Origin of the sequence: Micromonospora sp. NPDC002575, assembly GCF_042889525.1 — a bacterium.
GTDB classification, from domain to species: Bacteria; Actinomycetota; Actinomycetes; order Mycobacteriales; family Micromonosporaceae; genus Micromonospora; species Micromonospora carbonacea.
On sequence record NZ_JBIARA010000016.1, the window covers coordinates 113,823 to 131,312 of the forward strand.

Genomic DNA, 17,490 nt, shown 5'->3' on the forward strand with positions numbered 1-17,490 from the left:
CCCTCCTCGGAGCGCAACCGTGACAGTCCTGTTCGGACAGCTCTTCACCGGCGTCAGCATCGGCGCGGTCCTGCTGCTCGTCGCGCTCGGGCTCGCGCTGACCTTCGGCCAGATGAACGTCATCAACATGGCCCACGGCGAGTTCATCATGGCCGGCGCCTACACCACCTACGTGCTCCAGCAGACGATCACCTCGGCCGGCTGGTCGCTGCTGGCCGCCCTGCCCGTCGCCTTCGCGGTGGCCGGCACGCTCGGGGTGCTGCTGGAGGTGCTGCTCATCCGCCGCCTCTACGCCCGGCCCCTGGACACCCTGCTCGTCACCTGGGGCGTGTCGCTCATGCTCCAGCAGGCGGCCCGGGACATCTTCGGCAGCCCCAACGTGCAGACCCGCGCGCCCGCGCTGCTCACCGGCAACGTGGCGCTGCCCGGCAGCATCACCGTCGCCAACAACCGGCTGTTCATCCTCGGCCTCGCCGTGGCGGCCGTGGCGGCGCTGACCCTCGCCCTGCGGCTCACCCCGCTGGGCCGCCGCATCCGCGCCGTGGTGCAGAACCGCGACCTCGCCGCCGTCTCCGGCATCGCCACCGCCCGGGTCGACCGCACCACCTTCTTCGTCGGCTCCGGCCTGGCCGGCGTCGCCGGGGTCGCGCTGACCCTGCTCGGGCCGATCGGCCCGACGATGGGCACCAACCTCATCATCGACGCCTTCCTGGTGGTCGTGGTCGGCGGGATCGGCCAGCTCAAGGGCAGCGTGATCGTCGCCTTCGCCCTCGGCGTGCTCCAGGCCACCGGTGAATACCTCACCACCCTCAGCGTCGCCAAGGTGATCGTCTTCGTGGCGATCGTCGCGTTCCTCCAGTGGCGGCCACAGGGCCTGTTCACCCTGCGTACCAGGAGCCTCGCATGACCACCGTGACCGGCCCGGCCACCGCCACCGACGGGCCCGCCGCACCGCCGCCGCCCGCGCGCCGCACCGGCGGCCGGGCCCGCGCGGCGCTCGGCTTCGCCGTCGGCGCGGCGCTGCTGTTCGGCGCGGCCCCCCTGCTGCTGTCGGACTTCCGGCTGGCGCTGCTGGCCAAATACCTGTGCGTCGCGATGGTCGCCGTCGGCATCGGCATCGCCTGGGGCCGCGGCGGCATGCTCACCCTCGGCCAGGGCGTCTTCTTCGGCCTCGGCGGCTACGCGATGGCCATGCACCTCAAGCTCGCCGACGCGGGCCCCGGCGCGCTGCCCGACTTCATGCAGCTGTACGGGCAGCTCGACGAGCTGCCGTGGTGGTGGCGGCCGTTCGCCAGCCCCTGGTTCGCCCTGCCCGCCACCGTGCTGCTGCCCATGATCGTCGCCTTCGGGCTCGGCTCGCTGGTCTTCCGCCGCCGCGTGCGGGGCGCCTACTTCGCCATCCTCAGCCAGGCCCTCGCCGCCGCGATGGTGATCCTGCTGGTCGGCCAGCAGGGCACCACCGGCGGCACCAACGGCCTGACCGACATCCAGGGCTTCTTCGGCTACGACCTGGACGACCCGGTCAACCAGCGCACGGTCTACTTCCTGATCGCCGCCGCCCTGCTGGGGCTGCTCGCGCTGGCCCGCCAGCTCATCCACAGCCGCTACGGCGAGCTGCTGGTGGCCGTGCGCGACGGGGAGGAGCGGGTCCGGTTCCTCGGCTACGACCCGGCCACCGTCAAGGTCGTCGCCTACGTGGTGGCCGCCGGGATGGCCGGGCTCGCCGGGGCGCTGTTCGTCCCCGCCGTCGGCATCATCTCGCCCGCCCTGATCGGCATCGTGCCGTCCATCGAGTTCGTCATCGGCGTCGCCGTCGGCGGGCGGGCCACCCTGCTCGGCCCGGTGCTCGGCGCGGTCGCGGTGGCCTGGGCCCGTACCGCGCTGTCCGAGCGGTTCCCGGGCACCTGGACGTACCTGCAGGGGCTGCTGTTCGTGCTGGTGGTGGCGTTCCTCCCCGGCGGCCTGGCGTCGCTGTGGGCGCTGCGGCGCACCCGGGGCGCGACGCCCGGACGGCCGCCGTGGTGGCGGCGGTTCCCGCCCGCCCGCAGCGGCCGGACCCGGACGGAGGCGCCGGCGGCATGACCGACGAACGAACGGACGGCCTGTGCGTGCGGGGCCTTCGGGTCAGCTTCGACGGCTTCACCGCCGTCGACGGCGTCGACCTGGACGTGCCCGCCGGTGACCTGCGCTTCCTCATCGGGCCCAACGGCGCGGGCAAGACCACCCTCGTCGACGCCGTGACCGGGCTGGTCCGGGCCACCGGCTCGGTGCGCTTCGGCGACCGGGAACTGCTCGGCCGGGACGTGCACCGCATCGCCCGCCTCGGCGTCGGCCGCACCTTCCAGACCGCCGCCGTGTTCGAGGAGCTGACCGTCGCGCAGAACCTCGACATCGCCGCCGGGGCCGGGCGGAGCTGGTGGACCCTGGCCCGCCGCCGGCGGCAGCTGCCCGACGCGGTCGTCGCCGCCCTCGACACCATCGGCCTCGCCGGCCGGGCCGACCATCTCGCCGGCACCCTCGCCCACGGGCAGAAGCAGTGGCTGGAGATCGGCATGCTGCTCGTCTCCGACGCCCGGCTGCTGCTGCTCGACGAGCCGGTCGCCGGGATGAGCCACGACGAGCGCGACGCCACCGGCGCGCTGCTGGAGACCGTCAGCCGGGACCGCACCGTCGTGGTCATCGAACACGACATGGACTTCCTGCGCCGCTTCGCCCGCACCGTGACCGTGCTGCACGCCGGGCGCGTGCTCAGCGAGGGCACCGTCGCCCAGGTCCAGGCCGACCCGCGGGTGCAGGAGGTCTACCTCGGCCACCCCGTCGACGCTCCCACGGAGGCGTGATGTTGACACTGCGCGGCGTGCACGCCGGGTACGGCCGCAGCCAGGTCCTGCACGGCGTGGACCTCGCCGTCCCCGCCGACGGCGTCGCCGCCATGCTGGGGCACAACGGGGCGGGCAAGAGCACCCTGCTGCGGGTCGCGGTGGGCCTGCTGCGGCCCCGCGCCGGCACCGTCGAGCTGGCCGGGGAGGACGTCACCCGCCTCGCCCCGCACCAGCGGGTCGCCCGGGGCATGGCGTACGTGCCGCAGGGGCAGCAGTGCTTCCCGCACCTGACGGCGGGGGAGAACCTGCGGCTGGTCGCCGACGGCCGGCGCGACGGCCCGGCTGCCACCGCCGAGGCGCTGGACCTGTTCCCGGCGCTGCGCCCGCTGCTGCGCCGCCGGGCCGGGCTGCTCTCCGGCGGCCAGCGCCAGCAGCTCGCCATCGCCCGGGCGCTGATCACCCGGCCGAAGCTGCTGCTGCTCGACGAGCCCACCGAGGGCATCCAGCCCTCGGTGGTCGCCGAGATCCAGGACCGCGTCGTCGAGCTGACCGCCCGCGCCGGCATCCAGGTGCTCCTCGTGGAGCAGCACCTCGGCTTCGCGCTGCGGGTCGCCCAGCGCTACTACGTGCTGGAGTCCGGCCGGGTCACCTCGACCGGCGACGGCGGGGCCGACGCCGAGCGCGCCGTGCGCGCCGCGCTCGCCGTCTGACCCCGCCCCGCCCCAGCCCGATCTCTCAGCCCGACGTCGCGGGCCGCCGGCCCAGCCCGCCTCAGCCCGGCGGCTCCGCCCGACGCCTCAGCCCGGCTCGGCCCGGCTCGGCCCGGCTCAGCCCGCCGGCTCAGGCGGCGCGAACTCGACGAGCACGACGCCCGGCTGGGGCACCAGCAGCTCCACCGTCGCCACCCCGTCGACCACGTCCGGCTCGACGGGCTCGGCCGGCAGCGTGTCGGCGGCCCGCAGCGCGTCCCACTGCCCGTCGGTCGGCCAGTCGCCGACGCCGAGCCGGCCCGCGAGGGTGGTGACGTCGCCGTGCTCGCGGTCGAGCCTCGTCACCGTCGCGCCGCCGCCGGGCCCGCCGGCCACGCTCAACCGGACGAGCCGGGCCAGCGCCGGATCGCCGTCGCGTTTCGACTGGTCGAGCGTCGACACCCAGACCAGCACGGCGAGGCCGCCGTCGGCGTGCCGGCTCGCCCACGCCTGCACCAGGCCGTCCGCGCCGTCCCCGGACGCCCGCACCGGCAGCTCCGTGTCGCCGAGCCGGGCGAGCAGCCGCAGGGCGTGGTAGCGGGGCTTGGCGATGCCGCCGACGGTGATCAGGCCGAACCCGCCGTGCAGCAGCCGGGGCGGGCGGCCCAGCTCCTCGAAGTGGTCGCTGGCCACCCAGTAGGACAGGGCGTCGACCCGGCCGGCGGCCGACCGCATGCCGCCGAGCAGGAACGTCGCCGCCGACGCGCCGTCGTTGACGGGATGGAAGTGGGTGGGCGTGACGCCCCACTCCGTCCACAGCAGCCGGGCGTGCGGGAAGCCGAGCCGGCGCAGGGTGGGCCGCAGGTCCAGCGGCGGGCTGCCGTACGTGTGGGTGGAGACGAAGTCGACCGGTGCGCCCGTGCGCGCGGCGTGTTCCAGCAGGGCGTCGACCCAGCCGGCGGCGGCCGACGACGGCCCGCCCACGGCGATGCGGTCGTCGACGTCCTTGACCGCGCGGGCGGTGACCTCGTACAGCCGCATCCACTCCTCGCGGGTGCCGGCCCAGAACACCTCCAGGTTCGCCTCGTTCCACACCTCGAAGTCCCAGCCGAGCACCGCCTCGCCGTACCGGTCGAGCAGGTGCGCGACGAGCGCGCGGACCAGCTCCGCCCAGCGGTCCCAGTCCTTCGGCGGCGAGATCACCCCCCGGTAGGCGAACACCGTCCGCTCCGGGTCGCGGGCCAGGTCGCGGGGCATGAAGCCGATCTCCACGACCGGCCGCAGCCCGGCCGAGAGCAGCAGGTCGTAGACGCGGTCCACGCCGGCGAAGTCGTGCACCGGCCGGCCGTCGACCTCCCGGTAGACGCCCAGGTCGTCGTGCAGGATCGCGTGCGCCCGCACGGCCTCGACGCCCACCTCCGCGCGGACGCGGCGCAGCGCCGCCAGCAGCTCCGCCCCGATCTCCCGGCCGCCGCTGGTGTCGGCGCACAGGAGCTGGGACAGCCGCTCGCTGCCGATCATCGGCTGCCAGGGCCGGTGCAGCGGCGTGCCCGGCGCGGCGGCGTCGACGCGCACGTCCACCGTCGGCGGCGGGCCGTCGGCGGCCGGCAGCGCGGCGGCGACGACCGGGTCGCCCAGCGCGCCGGTGACGGTGACCTCGGGCACGGCGGCCACGGCGTACGCGTAGGGCCGGCCGGGCTCGCCGGTGGTGTCGACGTACCAGGTGTCGGGCACGGCGAGCACGTCGCCGCCCTGGTGGTCGACCGGGGCGAACGTGCCGGCGGGCCGCCCATCGCGCAGCGGGGCCCGGTGCACCAGGTAGCCGACGGCGTCGGGCACCGGCGACCAGGACAGCCGCACTTGGCCCACCCCGGCGACCGCGGCCAGCCCGGCCGGCGGCGGCAGGTCCGGGGTGCCGCCCGCCGCCCCGCGCTCGTCGCTGCGCAGCGCGATGCGCCGCGTCCAGTCGCCCCGGGCGTCGACGCCCGCGGCCTGGCCCCCGCCCGCCTCGTGGTTCCCGGCGCGGTGGCCTGCGATGTCGTGGCGGCCCGTCATCGCTGCCCCCCACCCTGCGGGAGGGAGAACTCCTCCATCCGCATCAGCGGCGCGACCCGCTGCTTCATCGGCCCCTGCTCGAACGGCCGGCGCAGCACGTCGTGGGCCAGGGCGTTGCCCAGCGCCGCCAGCACCATCCCCTGGTCCAGCGCCAGGTAACGCTTCGACACCCGCCCGGTGGTCACGTCCACCGAGTCGTAGAACCCGCCCGGCCCGTACGCGTCGAAGTCCCGCCGCAGGTTCGCCAGGTTGCGCAGGGCGTCGTCGGGCGCGTAGCGCAGCGCCAGGAAGGAGGCGTGCGGGGTCATCACGCCCCGGCCGTAGCCCGCCGGCGGCGGCTGGGCGGGCCGGCACTCGCCGTACCCGGGGTCGACCGAGGTGCGCTCCTGGTCGGAGGTGTAGCCCGGCCCGTCCATGCCGATCTGGTCCACGCCGTACTCCCGGTAGCCGCCATCGGGGTCGTTGGCGGGGGAGAAGCCCCAGTAGCCGTAGCCGGCCTCCCGCAGCCCGTGCTCGATCTGCGCCCGCACGTACGTCGGGTGGTTGACCGCCCAGCTACGCGGGCCCCACCGGTCCTCGGGCACGAACAGCGGCACCATCAGCGCCTCGAACATCGACCCGCCCCAGCTCGGCACGAGCTGCAACCCCCGGTAGCGGTAGGCGCCCTCGAACACCCGCACGCCCAGGTAGGTGCGCCACTGGCCGACGGCCCGCTGCTCCGTCCACGCCCAGTCGCAGCCCTCCGGGTCGAACGTGCGGTACGTGCCGAAGTAGTGCTCCGGCGGGATCTGCCCGGCCGCGATGCCGAGGTAGCCGGCGATGCGCGGCTCGGTGTTGAACGCGCCGTAGTGGTGGCAGGTGTAGAACACGTCCGGCCCGGTGCGGTAGTTGCCGGCCACCGAGCAGCCCGGCGGCGGCTCCGCCCAGAACCCGCCCCGCAGCTGCCGCTGCGCCGGGTCGTAGTAGTAGCCGAAGTCCATCCGGCGCAGCAGCGCGTCGGCGCGACCAGCCAGCTCCGGCACCGCCTGCCGCACCACCGTCAGCGCCGTGGCGAGCCAGCCGTTGTCCACGCTGGACAGAAACGGGTGCACGGCGCTGCCGTCGACCGGCCAGGTGGTCAGCTTCGCCCCGGTCGCCGGGTCGTACCAGTTGTAGTACATGCCGGACGGCTCGTGGACCTCCAGCCGGCCCAGCGTGGCGAGGGTGCGGGCGATGCGGTCGCGGGCCTGGCCGGCGCTGACCAGGCCGGTCTCCCGGGCCGCCACGGTGCTCCACAGGTACGCGCCGACGTTGGTCGGCGACGTGTACCCGGCGCGGTCGGCCGGGTCGAGGTCGCCGCCGACGTTGTCGGCCGCCAGCCCGGTGCCCGGGTCGACCATGGCGGCCATCGACCGCCAGGTGTCGGCGGCGTACTGGCGCAGCGCGGCGGCCGGTGATCCGCCGGGCGCGGCGGCCGGCGGCGCGGCTGCGGCCGGCGGGGCCACGGCGGCGGTCAGCCCGAGGGCCAGCAGCACCGCCGCGGCGCGGAACGGATGGGACCTGGATCGCACGAGGAGACTCCTCACTGGAGGCCGGTCAGGTCAGGTGGGACGGTGGCTCACTTCAGGCCGGTCGTGGCGATGCCCTGGACGAAGTGCCGTTGCAGCGCGACGAACACCAGTAGGACCGGCACGATGACGGCCACCGAGCCCGCCATCAGCAGCCCGTAGCGGGTGTTGTTCTCGCCGATGGCGTACAGGGCCAGCGCCACCGGCAGGGTGTATCGGTCCTCCGACTGCGCGACGACGAGCGGCCAGAGGAAGTTGTTCCACGACGACAGGAACGTCAGGATGCCGAGGGTGGCCAGGGCCGGCCCGCACAGCGGCAGCACGACCCGGGCGAAGATCCGCAGCTCGCCCGCGCCGTCGACCCGGGCCGCCTGGATCAGGTCGTCGGGCAGCCCGGTGATGAACTGGCGCATCAGGAACACCCCGAACGGGCTGGCCAGCCACGGCAGGATCAGCCCGGCGTAGCTGTCCACCAGCCCGAGCCGGCTCACGAGGATGAACAGCGGCACGAAGGTGACCATCCCCGGCACCATCAGCATGCCGAGCACCAGCGCGAACACCACGCGCCGGCCGGGGAACTCCAGCTTCGCCAGGGCGTAGCCGAGCATCGAGCAGAACACGAGGTTGCCCACGGTGACGGCGCCGGCCACCAGGACGCTGTTGAGGAAGAACGCCGGGAAGTCCAGCTCGGTGAACAGGTGCCGGTAGTTGTCGAGCGTCGGCGCCTCCGGCAGCCAGGTCGGCGGCGTCCGCCGGATCTCCGCGTCCGGCTTGACCGAGCCGAGCAGCATCCACACGAACGGGCCGACCAGCACCACGAGGCCGCCGGCCAGCACCACGTACACCCAGGGCTGGCCCCGTTCCCGTCTCTTCGCGGTCGTCGTCATGGCGACCTCCTCACGTCTTCGACCGCATCAGCCGGAACTGCGCGGCGGTGAGCCCGACGACGGCGACGAACAGCACGTACGCGATCGCCGCCGCGTAGCTGTAGTTGCCGAAGCCGAACTGCTGGTAGATGTAGAAGGCCACCGACAGGGTGCTGTCCAGCGGCCCGCCGCCCGTCATCACGAACGGCTCCTCGAAGAACTGCAGGTAGCCGATGCCGGTCACCACCCCGCCGAAGAGCAGGGTGGGGCGCAGCAGGGGCAGGGTGACGTGCCGGAACCGCGCCCAGGCCCCGCAGCCGTCGATGGCCGCCGCCTCGTGCAGCTCGCCGGGGATCGCCTGCAGGCCGGCGAGGAAGACCACCATCAGGAAGCCCATGTTCCGCCAGGCCGCCATCACCACCAGCGACGGCAGCGCCGTGCGGGTGTCGGACAGCCACGCCGGGCCGTCGACGCCGAGGTGGGCGAGCAGGGTGTTGACGAGCCCGCTGTCGGGTTCGAGCAGGAACCGCCAGACCACGGCGACGGCGACAATGCTGGTCACCACCGGCAGGTAGTAGCCCACCCGGAAGAACGTGCGGAACCTGCTGATCCCCGCGTCGAGGGCGACGGCCGCGGCCAGCCCCAGCACCATCGTCAGCGGCACGCCGAGCAGCACGAACCACGCCGTGTTGGCGGCGGCCCGCCGCAGCGTCTCGTCGCCGAACAGCCGCACGTAGTTGTCCACGCCCACCGGGTCGACCGCGAGCGGGTCGCGCAGGTCGGCGCTGCGCAGGTCGGTGAAGCTCATGGCGGCCGAGGCCAGCACGGGGCCCGCCATGAACACGGCGAAGATCAGCAGGAACGGCAGCGCCAGGCCCCACCCGGCGATCCGCTGGCGGCGGGTGACGCCGCGCCGGCCCGGCCGCCGGCCGGTGTTGCCGTGCCGGCCGGGCCACCTGGTGCCGCGCCGGCCGGGCCGCGCGCCGACGGCAGGCGCGGCCCGCCGCGCGAGGGCGGACGCCACCTCAGCTCCCGGTGCCGATGGCCGACGCCTTGGCCTGCATCTCCCGGGCGGCGGTGGCCGGGTCGGTCACGCCCCGCACCACCCGCTCGATGCCGTCGTCGATGACGTCGGCGACCTGCTCCCAGGTGGCCATCGCCGGCGGCGACTTGGCGTCGGCGAGCTGCGCGCCGAACGCCTTGAGCAGCGGGTCGTCGGCGAGCTTGCCCGACTGCCAGGTCGCCGTCACCGCCGGCAGGCTGCCGACCAGGTCGTAGAGCTTCTGCTGGGCGGCCGGCGAGGTGAGGTACCGGACGAACTTCCAGGCCGTGTCGCGGTTGTCGGTGTCCCGGTAGACCACCAGGTCCGCACCGCCGATGAACGAGGTGCCGGCCTGCTCGCGGGGCATCGGCGCGACGTCCCACTTGCCCTCCAGCGCCGCGCCGCCCTGCTCGCGCAGGATGCTCATGTGCCAGGGGCCGGAGACGAACGCCCCGATGTCGCCGGAGACGAAGCCGCTCTCCTGCGCGCCCGGCGCGACCTGGCTCGGGGCGAGCCCCTGCCGGAAGAACGACGCGTAGTATTCCAGCGCCGCCCGCATCTGCGGGGTGTCCAGGGTGAACTTCCCGTCGGCCAGGACGTCCGCCCCCGCCTGCCAGGCGAACGGCAGGAACGACTGCCACGCGCCGGTGCCGCCCGGTTGCAGCGAGATGCCCCACTTCGCCCCGCCGGCCTCCTTGAGCCCCTTGGCGAACGCGGTCAGTTCCTGCCAGTTGGCGGGCTTGCCGACCCCGGCCGTCGCGGCGAGGTCCGTGCGGTGGTAGATCAGCCGGGTCTCGACGTACCAGGGGACGCCGTAGGCGGTGCCGTCGACCACCGTCGTGTCCCACGCGCCCGGGAAGAACGCGGCGCGGTCGAACAGCCCGGCGGGCGTCGGGTCCAGGGCCCCGGTCTTGGCGAACTCGCCCATCCAGGTGGAGCCCATCATGCTCACGTCCGGCGTCTGCCGGCCCGCGATCGCGGTGGCGAGCTTGTCGTGGGCGGCGTCGAACGGGAACGCGGTGACGGTGACCTTGGCCGCCGGGTTCTCCCGGGTGAAGTCGTCGGCCAGGGCCCGCAGCTTCTCCCCCTCGGCGCCCATCGCCCAGACCGTGATCTCGCCGGTGGCCCTGCCCTCCGCGACCGCCCCGCCGGCTGCCGGCCCGCCGGACCCCGGCCCGCCGTCGTCCCGGCCGCAGCCGGTCACGCCCAGCGCGAGCGCGGCCACGACCGCTGTCGCGTGTCTCCAGTGCCTCATAGCGCCTCCTGAGGGGGATGGGTCGCCACGGCCGGGTCACCGCGCGGTGCGGGAACCCGCCGCCGGACGGTGTCCGGCCGCCGTGGGGTCGTGCTCGGTGGTGGTGTGCTCGGTAATGGTGGTGTGCTCGGTGGCGGGGCGGTGCTCGGCGGCGGGGCCGGCCCCGGTGTTCGCGGCGCAGCCGCAGCTGCGCCGGACGACGAGGTCGGTCGGGAGCACCAGAGCGCCATCGGACGCTCCGTCCTCGCCGGCCGCGGCGCGCAGCAGCAACCGCGCGGTCCGCCCGGCCAGCTCGCGCACCGGCTGCCGGACGGTGGTGAGGGCCGGGCTGACGAGCGCCGCCATCGGAATGTCGTCGAAACCGGTGACGACCAGGTCGGCGGGCACCCGCACGCCCCGGGCCGCCGCGCCGACGAGCATCCCGAGCGCGGTCTCGTCGTTGGCGCAGACCACGCCCCGGGGCGGGGCCGCCCGGCTGAGCAACTGGTCGGCGGCGAACACCCCGTCGTGCTGTTCGAGGCCGACCCGCAGCGGCGCGCGGGGCAGCGGCAGGCCGAGCTGTCGGTGCGCGTCGCGGAAACCCTCCCAACGGCCGGTCACGTCCGGCGAGTTGCGGGGGTCGCCCACGAACACCAGCCCGCGCAGCCCGTGGTCGGCCAGCAGGTGCCGCGTCAGCGCCGTCGCCGCCGCGACGTTCTCCGCGCGTACGGAGGGCACGCCGGGCGGCCCCTCGCCGGCGAGGACCACGACGGGCACGAGTGCCGCCAGCTCCCGCAGCGTGTCGGGGGAGACGGTGCCGCCGAAGACGGCGAGCCCGTCCACCCGGCGGGCCATCTCCACGACCTCGGCGTCGGAGTCGTCCCGCAGGTGGGTGCAGAGGATGTGGACGCTGGTGCGGGTGTGCACCGCCTCCGCCTCGAAGCCCTGGATCAGCTCCGAGAAGTACGGGCCGGACAGCCCCGGGAACACCAGGCCGACCGCGCCGTGCCGGCCGGCGGCGAGGGCCCGGCCGAGGTGGTCGGGGCGGTAGCCGTGCTCCTCGATGGCCCGCTGCACCCGCCGCCGGGTCTCCTCCGACACCTGACCGACGCCGTTGGACACCCGGGAGACGGTGGCGACCGACACCCCGGCCAGCCGGGCGATCTCCCGGACCGTCAGCCGATCGCTGCCCATGGGCTCCCTCGCTCCGTCGTGCGCCCTCGGTAACCGGTTTCAGTAACCGGTTACCGAGCACCATAGGCAAACTCCGATGACTCCACAACCCGGGCGTCGCCCCGGCTCCATAGCAGACGCCCCGCCGCGCCGGGTGCTGTCCACAGCCCGCCGACTGTCCACAGACCCGGCCGGTGGCCGGTTGCGACCCGCCGCGCCGGCCGGCACGGTCCCGGCATGGACGAGGTGCTGCGGGACCTGGTGCGGCGCGGCGGCGGGCTGGTCACCCGGGCGATGGCGACACAGGTGGTGCCCCCGTGGACCCTTCAGCACGCGTGCGCGGCCGGTCACCTGGTGCGGGTGCTGCCCGAGGTGTTCGTCGCGGCCGGCCTGCTGAGCGAGGAGGCGGATCGGGGCACCCTGCCCGCCCTCGGTCGCCTGCACCCCGCCCTCGGCCACCGGGCGGTCTGCGCCTGGGCCGGCGGGCGGGCCGCGCTCAGCCATCTCAGCGCGTTGCACGTGTGGGGCCTGCACCGGCAGGGGGCCGGCGACGTCCTGCACCTGAGCGCACCGGTGCACCCGGCCATCCGCACCCGACCCGGTGTCCGCGTACACCGCCGCCAAGGTTTCGTCGTCGGGCCGCCGCAGGTGGTAAGGCGCGGCGGCCTGCCGGTGACCCGCCTCGACCAGACCCTGGTGGACTCGTGGCCCCTGCTGCCGCACGCCGAGCGCCGGGCACCGGTGATCCGCGCCGTCAACGACCGGCTCACCACCGCCGAACGGCTGTGGCGCGCCTTGGCCGGCGCGCCCAGGCTTCCCGACCGGCCGGCCCTGCGCACCCTACTGACCCGACTCGGCGAGGGCTGCCGCAGCCCGCTGGAGATCTGGGGGCACGAGCACGTCTTCACCGGCCCCGGAATGCCATCCTTCCGCCGGCAGGTGCGGGTCAGGGTCGGGCAGCGCACCATGTACCTGGACCTGCTGGCCGAGCGAGAACGCGTCAACATCGAACTCGACGGCGCGACGACGCACGGCGACCCGCGACAGCGGGAGATCGACCTGCGCCGGGACGCCCTGCTGGCCACCCTGGGCATCCTGGTGGTCCGTTTCGCCCACCGTCGCCTCGTGCACGAGCCCGACGAGGTACGCCGCGAAACCCTGGCCATCCTCGCCGCCCGCGCGGCTCCGCCGCGCCCCTGACCGATCGGTGGCCGCCGCCGCGAACCCGGCCGGCCGATCGTTGGCTGTCTCCGCTATACGACACGCCGACGCGATTGCACCGCAGCCGGCCACCGAACGGGTGCCCCCGAGACGCGCAGCGGGCCGGGGAGGAACGATCAGTCCTCCCCGGCCCGGTGAACGCGCCGGACGGGCTACAGCCCGAACCGCGCCTGGTGGATCCGGTGCTGCGCGCCGCGGACGAAGAGCCGCAGCTCGCCGCCGTAGACGACCGCCGCCGGCGTCGACTTCGCCCCGGCGGGGCCGGGCACGGTGGTCCAGCCGGACCAGGCGTCGGTGGCGAGGTTGTAGCGGTTGGTGCGCACGGTGTTGGCCGCGCCCTGCGCGAACAGGTGCAGGTCGCCGCCGTAGATGGTGGTGGCGGGTGCGGATCTGGCTCCGGCGGTGCCGGGGATGGTGGCCCAGCCGGTCCAGTCGCCCGTGGTGAGGTTGTAGCGGTTGGTCCGCACGGTGCCGCCGGTGCCCTGGGTGAAGAGGTGCAGGTCGCCGCCGTAGATGGTGGTGGCGGGTGCGGATGTGGCTCCGGCGGTGCCGGGGACGGTGGTCCAGCCGGCCCAGGTGTTGGTGGAGGCGTTGTAGCGGTTGGTGCGGATGGTGTTGGCTGCGCCCTGCGCGAAGAGGTGCAGGTCGCCGCCGTAGATGGTGGCGGCGGGCGCGGACTTCGCCCCGGCGGTGCCGGGCACCGTGGCCCAGCCCGACCAGGTGCCGGTGCCCAGGTTGTAGCGGTCGAACCGGACGGCGCCGCCCGCGCCCCGGGCGAACAGGTGCAGGTCGCCGCCGTAGACGGTGGCGGCGGGCCCCGACTTCGCCCCGGCGTCGCCGGGGACCGGGGTCCAGCCGGAGGCCGGCGGAAGCTGCGGCCGGCCCCAGCTCTGCGCCGGGGCCGCCGAGGCCGGCGCCGCGACCAGCGCGGTGGCCCCCACAACGAACACCAGCAGACGGCTCAGCGTTCTCGCTGGATGAGTCAGACGCACATGGGCTCCTTCGTGGACGATGGTGGCTGGACGATACCCGCCCCGGCGGGAGCGCCGGGTGCCCCGGACGGTGCCGCCGAACGGTGTCCCGCGCGGGTGTGACGCGCCACGCCGCCCTCAGGTTTCACGAAGCGCGGCTTTACGAGCCGTGCCAGGAGCGCCACAGGGACGCGTACACGCCGTCGGCGGCGACCAGCTCGTCGTGGCCGCCGATCTCGGTGATCCGGCCGTCCTCCAGCACCGCCACCCGGTCGGCGTCGTGCGCGGTGTTGAGCCGGTGCGCGATGGCGATGACGGTCCGCCCGGCGAGTACCGCCGCCAGCGCCCGTTCGGTGCGCCGGGCGGTCGTCGGGTCCAGCGCTGCCGTCGCCTCGTCGAGGATCAGCGTGTCGGGGTCGGCCAGCACCAGCCGGGCCAGCGCCAACTGCTGGGCCTCCGCCGCGCCGAGACCCCGGGCGCCGTCCCCGAGCTGCGTGTCGAGGCCGTGGGGCAGGCCGGCGTGCCAGTCCGCGCCGACCGTGTCCAGGGCGGCGCGCATTCGCTCGTCGGTGGCGTCCGGGGCGGCGAACGCGAGGTTGTCACGCAGCGAGCCGATGAAGACGTGGTGCTCCTGCGTGACGAGCGCGATCCGGCGACGCCGCTCGGCCGGGTCGAGGTCGGTGACCGCGACGCCGCCGAGGCTCACCACCCCCTCCTGCGGGGCGTCGATCCCGGCGAGCAGCCGGGCCAGGGTGGACTTCCCGGCACCCGAGGGGCCGACCACGGCGAGGCGTTCCCCGGGCTCGACCGCCAGGTCGATGCCGCGCAGCACCTCGTGCCCCTCGGCGTACGAGAACCGCGCGCCCCGCACGACGAGCCGCCGCCCGTGCGGCGCGTCGGCGCGCCCGCGCGGCTCCGGCGGCACCAGCCCCACGCCGAGGACCCGGGCGAGCGAGGCGATGCCGCGCTGCGCCTGCTCGACCCACTGCAACAGCCGGTCCAGCGGGTCGATCGCCTGCTGGAGGTAGAGCGCGGCGGCGACCACCTCGCCGAGGCTGACCATGCCGCGCGACAGGAACACCCCGCCGACACCGAGCACGGCGGCGATCGGCAGCGCGTAGCTGCCCTCCACACCGGGGAAGAACACCGACCGCAGCGTGAGCGTGGCCCGCCGCGCCGCCCACACCCCGGCGACGCGACCGGTGCCGTACGCGACGCGGTCGGCCCCCAGCCGCAGCGCCTCGATCGTGCGCGCGCCCTCCGCCGTGGTGGTCAGCGCCTCGGTCAGCTCGGCCGTCGCCGCCCCCTCGGCGAGGTAGGCGGGCCCGGCCCGGCGCAGGTACCAGCGGGTCACCGCCCAGATCGACGGCAGCCCGGCCAGCGCGACGAGCCCGAGCAGCGGGTCCAGCAGGAACACCGCCGCGAACAGCAGCAGCAGGTGCGTGCCGGCGATGACGACCGTCGGCACGACCTCGCGCACGGTGGTGCCGACCGTCGTCACGTCGACCGAGCTGCGGGTGGCCAGGTCGCCGGTGCCGGCGCGCTCGACCACGGACACGGGCAGGGCGAGCATCCGGGTGACGAACTCCTCCCGCAGCCGGGCGACGGCCCGCTCGCCGAACCGGTGCCCGGCGTACTGCGCGTAGCGGGAGAGCAGGCCCTGGGCCAGCACGCAGGCGGCGATGGCGAGCGCCAGCCGGTCCACGGCGGCGACGCCCGCGCCGGCGGAGACCTCGTCGACGATCCGGCCGAGCAGCCACGGCGCGCCGAGCCCGGCGACCGTGGCGGCGACGTGCAGCGCCAGCACGACCGCCACGGCCCGCCGGTCCCGCGCGATCAGGTCGAGGGCGGCCCGGCGTACGGCGGCCCGGCCCGCCACCGGAAGCTTCGTCACCGCCCCGCCCGCCCGGCCTCGACGGCCTCGTCGCCGGCGGCCCTGTCCTCGGCGGCCCTGTCCTCGGCGGTCCTGTCCTCGGCGGACTTGGCGGGCTCGCCGTCGGTGGTGCCCTCGGTGCGGGACACCAGCGCGCGGTAGCCCGGGTCGCGGGCGAGCAGGTCGGCGTGGGCGCCGGTGGCGACGATCCGGCCGGCGCTCAGGTGCGCGACCGTGTCGGCGTGCCCCAGCAGCAGCGGGGACGTGGCCAGCACGATCGTGGTGCGCCCGGCCCGCGCCTCGCGCAGGCGCTGCGCGATGCGCGCCTCGGTGTGGGCGTCCACGGCGGACGTCGGGTCGACGAGGATCAGCACCTCCGGCTCGGCCAGCAGGGCGCGGGCGAGGCGCACCCGCTGCCGCTGGCCGCCGGAGAGCGTCCGGGCCCGGGCCCCGATCGGGGTGTCGAGGCCGTCGGGCAGCGCGTCGGCCACGTCCTGCGCCGACGCGGCGTGCAACGCGGCCCGGACGTCGGCGTCGCCGGCCGTCTCGTCGCCGGCCGTCTCGTCGCCGGCCGGCCCGGTGCCGGCCGCGTCGTCGCCGTCCGTGGCGGGGCGCGCGTCGCCGGCTGCCGCCCGGCCGCGCAGGATCTCCCGTAGGGTGCCCGCGAAGAGGTAGCCGTCGTGGTCGGCGACCAGGATCCGGGCGCGCACCTCGTCGAGGTCGACCCCGGCCAGCGGCACGCCGCCCCAGGTGACGTCGCTGGCGACGTACCGGCCGAGCCGGTCGGCCAGGGCGACGGCCTCGGCCGGGTCGTCGGCGGCGACGCCCACCAGCCGGCCCGGCGGCACCACCAGCCCGGTGGCCGGGTCGCACAGCTCGGCCGGCTGCCGCGGCGCGGTCGCGGTCACCGGCCCGCCCGCCCGGTCGGGGGTCAACCGCAGCAGGCCGACGATGCGGCGGGCCGCGACCCGCCCCTGGATGAGCATGTAGCCGCCCTCCAGCAGGAACCAGACGGGCACGACGAGGACCGCCGTGTAGCCGTAGACGGCGACGAGCTGCCCGACGGTGATGTCGCCGTTCGCCGCCGTGCGCGCGGCGAGCCACACCACGGCCGCGAGGAAGAGCCCCGGCATGGTGAGCGTCAGCGCGTCGATCCAGCTCGCCACCGCGCCCACCCGGTAGCCCTCGCCCCGCAGGGCCCGGGAGCGGGCCGCGTACCGGCGGGCGAAGAGGTGGCGACCGCCGACCCCGGCCAGCACCCGCAGGCCGGCGACGATGTCGTCGGCCCGGGTGGTCAGCTCGCCCTGCTGCTGCCGGTAGGCCGACTCGGCGCGCTCGAGGCGGCGCAGCAGCGGCCCGACGGACACCGCGATCGCCGGCACGCCCAGCAGCACCAGCGCCGCGAGCGGCGGATCCACCGACCAGAGCAGCACGGCGACGACCCCGTACGCGATGACGGCGCCCACCCCGGGGCCGCTGAGCGTCAGCACGTGCGAGGTGCGCACGATGTCGTACCCGCCGACGGTGGCGACGTCGCCCGCGGCCAGCCGGCGGGGGAGCACCGCGCCGACGCGCGAGAGCGCGCGCAGCAGCACCTCGGCGGAGCGGGCGCTGGCGTCCTCCCGGATGAACGTCATCGTGCGGTGCCGCATGATGCCCAGCCAGGCCAGCGCGAAGCCGGCCGCCACGATCGCGGCGACCCACCACAGCAGCGCCCGCCCGTCACCGGTGCGCAGGCCGTCGTCGATGGCGCGGGCGATCAGGTAGGGGCGGACCGACAGCCCGACCATCCACACCGTCCCGAACAGGCTGCCGCGCAGCACCCGCCACGGCTGGCAGCGGATCAGCCACCAGATGTAGCGCAGCGGCCCCGACGTGTCGGGGACGCCGGGCTCGGGGTGGGGGATCCGGGGAGGCACCGACCCAGGCTAACGACCGCTCTGCCCGACTACCGCCCTGTTTCGGGCCCCTGCCGGATGACCTCGATCATGTCGGCG

Annotated in this window: 14 protein-coding genes; 5 read left to right on the forward strand and 9 right to left on the reverse strand. The window is 75.5% G+C overall.

Annotated elements, in window-relative coordinates; translation table 11 throughout:
- The first annotated feature begins 19 nt into the window (after window positions 1-19).
- Genes urtB through urtE form a run of 4 tightly spaced genes read left to right on the forward strand, consistent with a single transcriptional unit; the run spans window position 20 to window position 3,532 of the window.
- Window positions 20-907 (forward strand): urea ABC transporter permease subunit UrtB, encoded by an 888-nt coding sequence (urtB, locus tag ACFYWL_RS22965; protein WP_386975919.1) that lies wholly within the window; start codon window positions 20-22, stop codon window positions 905-907.
- A complete protein-coding gene (urtC, locus tag ACFYWL_RS22970; RefSeq protein ID WP_386975922.1) occupies window positions 904-2,082 on the forward strand; it encodes an urea ABC transporter permease subunit UrtC in 1,179 nt (392 codons plus the stop codon). The genes urtB and urtC overlap by 4 nt, the downstream gene beginning before the upstream one ends.
- Window positions 2,079-2,840, forward strand: a complete 762-nt coding sequence (gene urtD, locus ACFYWL_RS22975) for an urea ABC transporter ATP-binding protein UrtD (RefSeq protein ID WP_386975925.1) — start codon at window positions 2,079-2,081, stop codon at window positions 2,838-2,840. Before urtC ends, urtD begins: the two co-directional genes overlap by 4 nt.
- Window positions 2,840-3,532 (forward strand): urea ABC transporter ATP-binding subunit UrtE, encoded by a 693-nt coding sequence (gene urtE, locus ACFYWL_RS22980; protein WP_386975928.1) that lies wholly within the window; start codon window positions 2,840-2,842, stop codon window positions 3,530-3,532. Before urtD ends, urtE begins: the two co-directional genes overlap by 1 nt.
- A 117-nt stretch (window positions 3,533-3,649) precedes the next feature.
- On the opposite strand, the gene ACFYWL_RS22985 is transcribed toward urtE, so the two are convergent.
- The 6 genes from ACFYWL_RS22985 to ACFYWL_RS23010 are packed head-to-tail and all read right to left on the reverse strand — an operon-like array spanning window position 3,650 to window position 11,449.
- Window positions 3,650-5,566 (reverse strand): xylan 1,4-beta-xylosidase, encoded by a 1,917-nt coding sequence (locus ACFYWL_RS22985; RefSeq protein ID WP_386975931.1) that lies wholly within the window; start codon window positions 5,564-5,566, stop codon window positions 3,650-3,652.
- Window positions 5,563-7,116: a glucoamylase family protein gene (locus ACFYWL_RS22990; RefSeq protein WP_386975934.1), complete on the reverse strand. Its 1,554-nt coding sequence runs from the start codon at window positions 7,114-7,116 to the stop codon at window positions 5,563-5,565. The genes ACFYWL_RS22985 and ACFYWL_RS22990 overlap by 4 nt, the downstream gene beginning before the upstream one ends.
- Before the next feature lie 47 nt (window positions 7,117-7,163).
- On the reverse strand, window positions 7,164-8,000 hold the full coding sequence (locus ACFYWL_RS22995; protein ID WP_386975937.1) for a carbohydrate ABC transporter permease: 837 nt from the start codon (window positions 7,998-8,000) through the stop codon (window positions 7,164-7,166).
- Window positions 8,001-8,010: 10 nt separating this feature from the next.
- Window positions 8,011-9,003, reverse strand: coding sequence for a carbohydrate ABC transporter permease (locus ACFYWL_RS23000; protein WP_386975940.1), 993 nt, complete (start codon window positions 9,001-9,003; stop codon window positions 8,011-8,013).
- 1 nt (window position 9,004) lies between these two features.
- Window positions 9,005-10,276, reverse strand: a complete 1,272-nt coding sequence (locus ACFYWL_RS23005) for a sugar ABC transporter substrate-binding protein (protein ID WP_386975943.1) — start codon at window positions 10,274-10,276, stop codon at window positions 9,005-9,007.
- 36 nt (window positions 10,277-10,312) lie between these two features.
- Entirely contained in the window at window positions 10,313-11,449 is a 1,137-nt protein-coding gene (locus ACFYWL_RS23010) for a LacI family DNA-binding transcriptional regulator (RefSeq protein WP_386975946.1), read from the reverse strand.
- A gap of 216 nt (window positions 11,450-11,665) precedes the next feature.
- Here ACFYWL_RS23010 and ACFYWL_RS23015 point away from each other — a divergent pair, with 216 nt between their 5' ends.
- The gene (locus tag ACFYWL_RS23015; protein WP_386975949.1) at window positions 11,666-12,628 is read left to right on the forward strand and encodes a DUF559 domain-containing protein; all 963 of its coding nucleotides are present in this window, start codon (window positions 11,666-11,668) and stop codon (window positions 12,626-12,628) included.
- Window positions 12,629-12,801: 173 nt separating this feature from the next.
- On the opposite strand, the gene ACFYWL_RS23020 is transcribed toward ACFYWL_RS23015, so the two are convergent.
- The 3 genes from ACFYWL_RS23020 to ACFYWL_RS23030 all read right to left on the reverse strand — a co-directional run bounded on the left by ACFYWL_RS23020 (window position 12,802) and on the right by ACFYWL_RS23030 (window position 17,412).
- Window positions 12,802-13,599 (reverse strand): hypothetical protein, encoded by a 798-nt coding sequence (locus ACFYWL_RS23020; RefSeq protein ID WP_386975952.1) that lies wholly within the window; start codon window positions 13,597-13,599, stop codon window positions 12,802-12,804.
- 181 nt (window positions 13,600-13,780) lie between these two features.
- Window positions 13,781-15,514 (reverse strand): ABC transporter ATP-binding protein, encoded by a 1,734-nt coding sequence (locus ACFYWL_RS23025; protein WP_386975955.1) that lies wholly within the window; start codon window positions 15,512-15,514, stop codon window positions 13,781-13,783.
- Window positions 15,511-17,412: an ABC transporter ATP-binding protein gene (locus tag ACFYWL_RS23030; protein WP_386975958.1), complete on the reverse strand. Its 1,902-nt coding sequence runs from the start codon at window positions 17,410-17,412 to the stop codon at window positions 15,511-15,513. Before ACFYWL_RS23030 ends, ACFYWL_RS23025 begins: the two co-directional genes overlap by 4 nt.
- Between the last annotated feature and the right edge of the window lie 78 nt (window positions 17,413-17,490).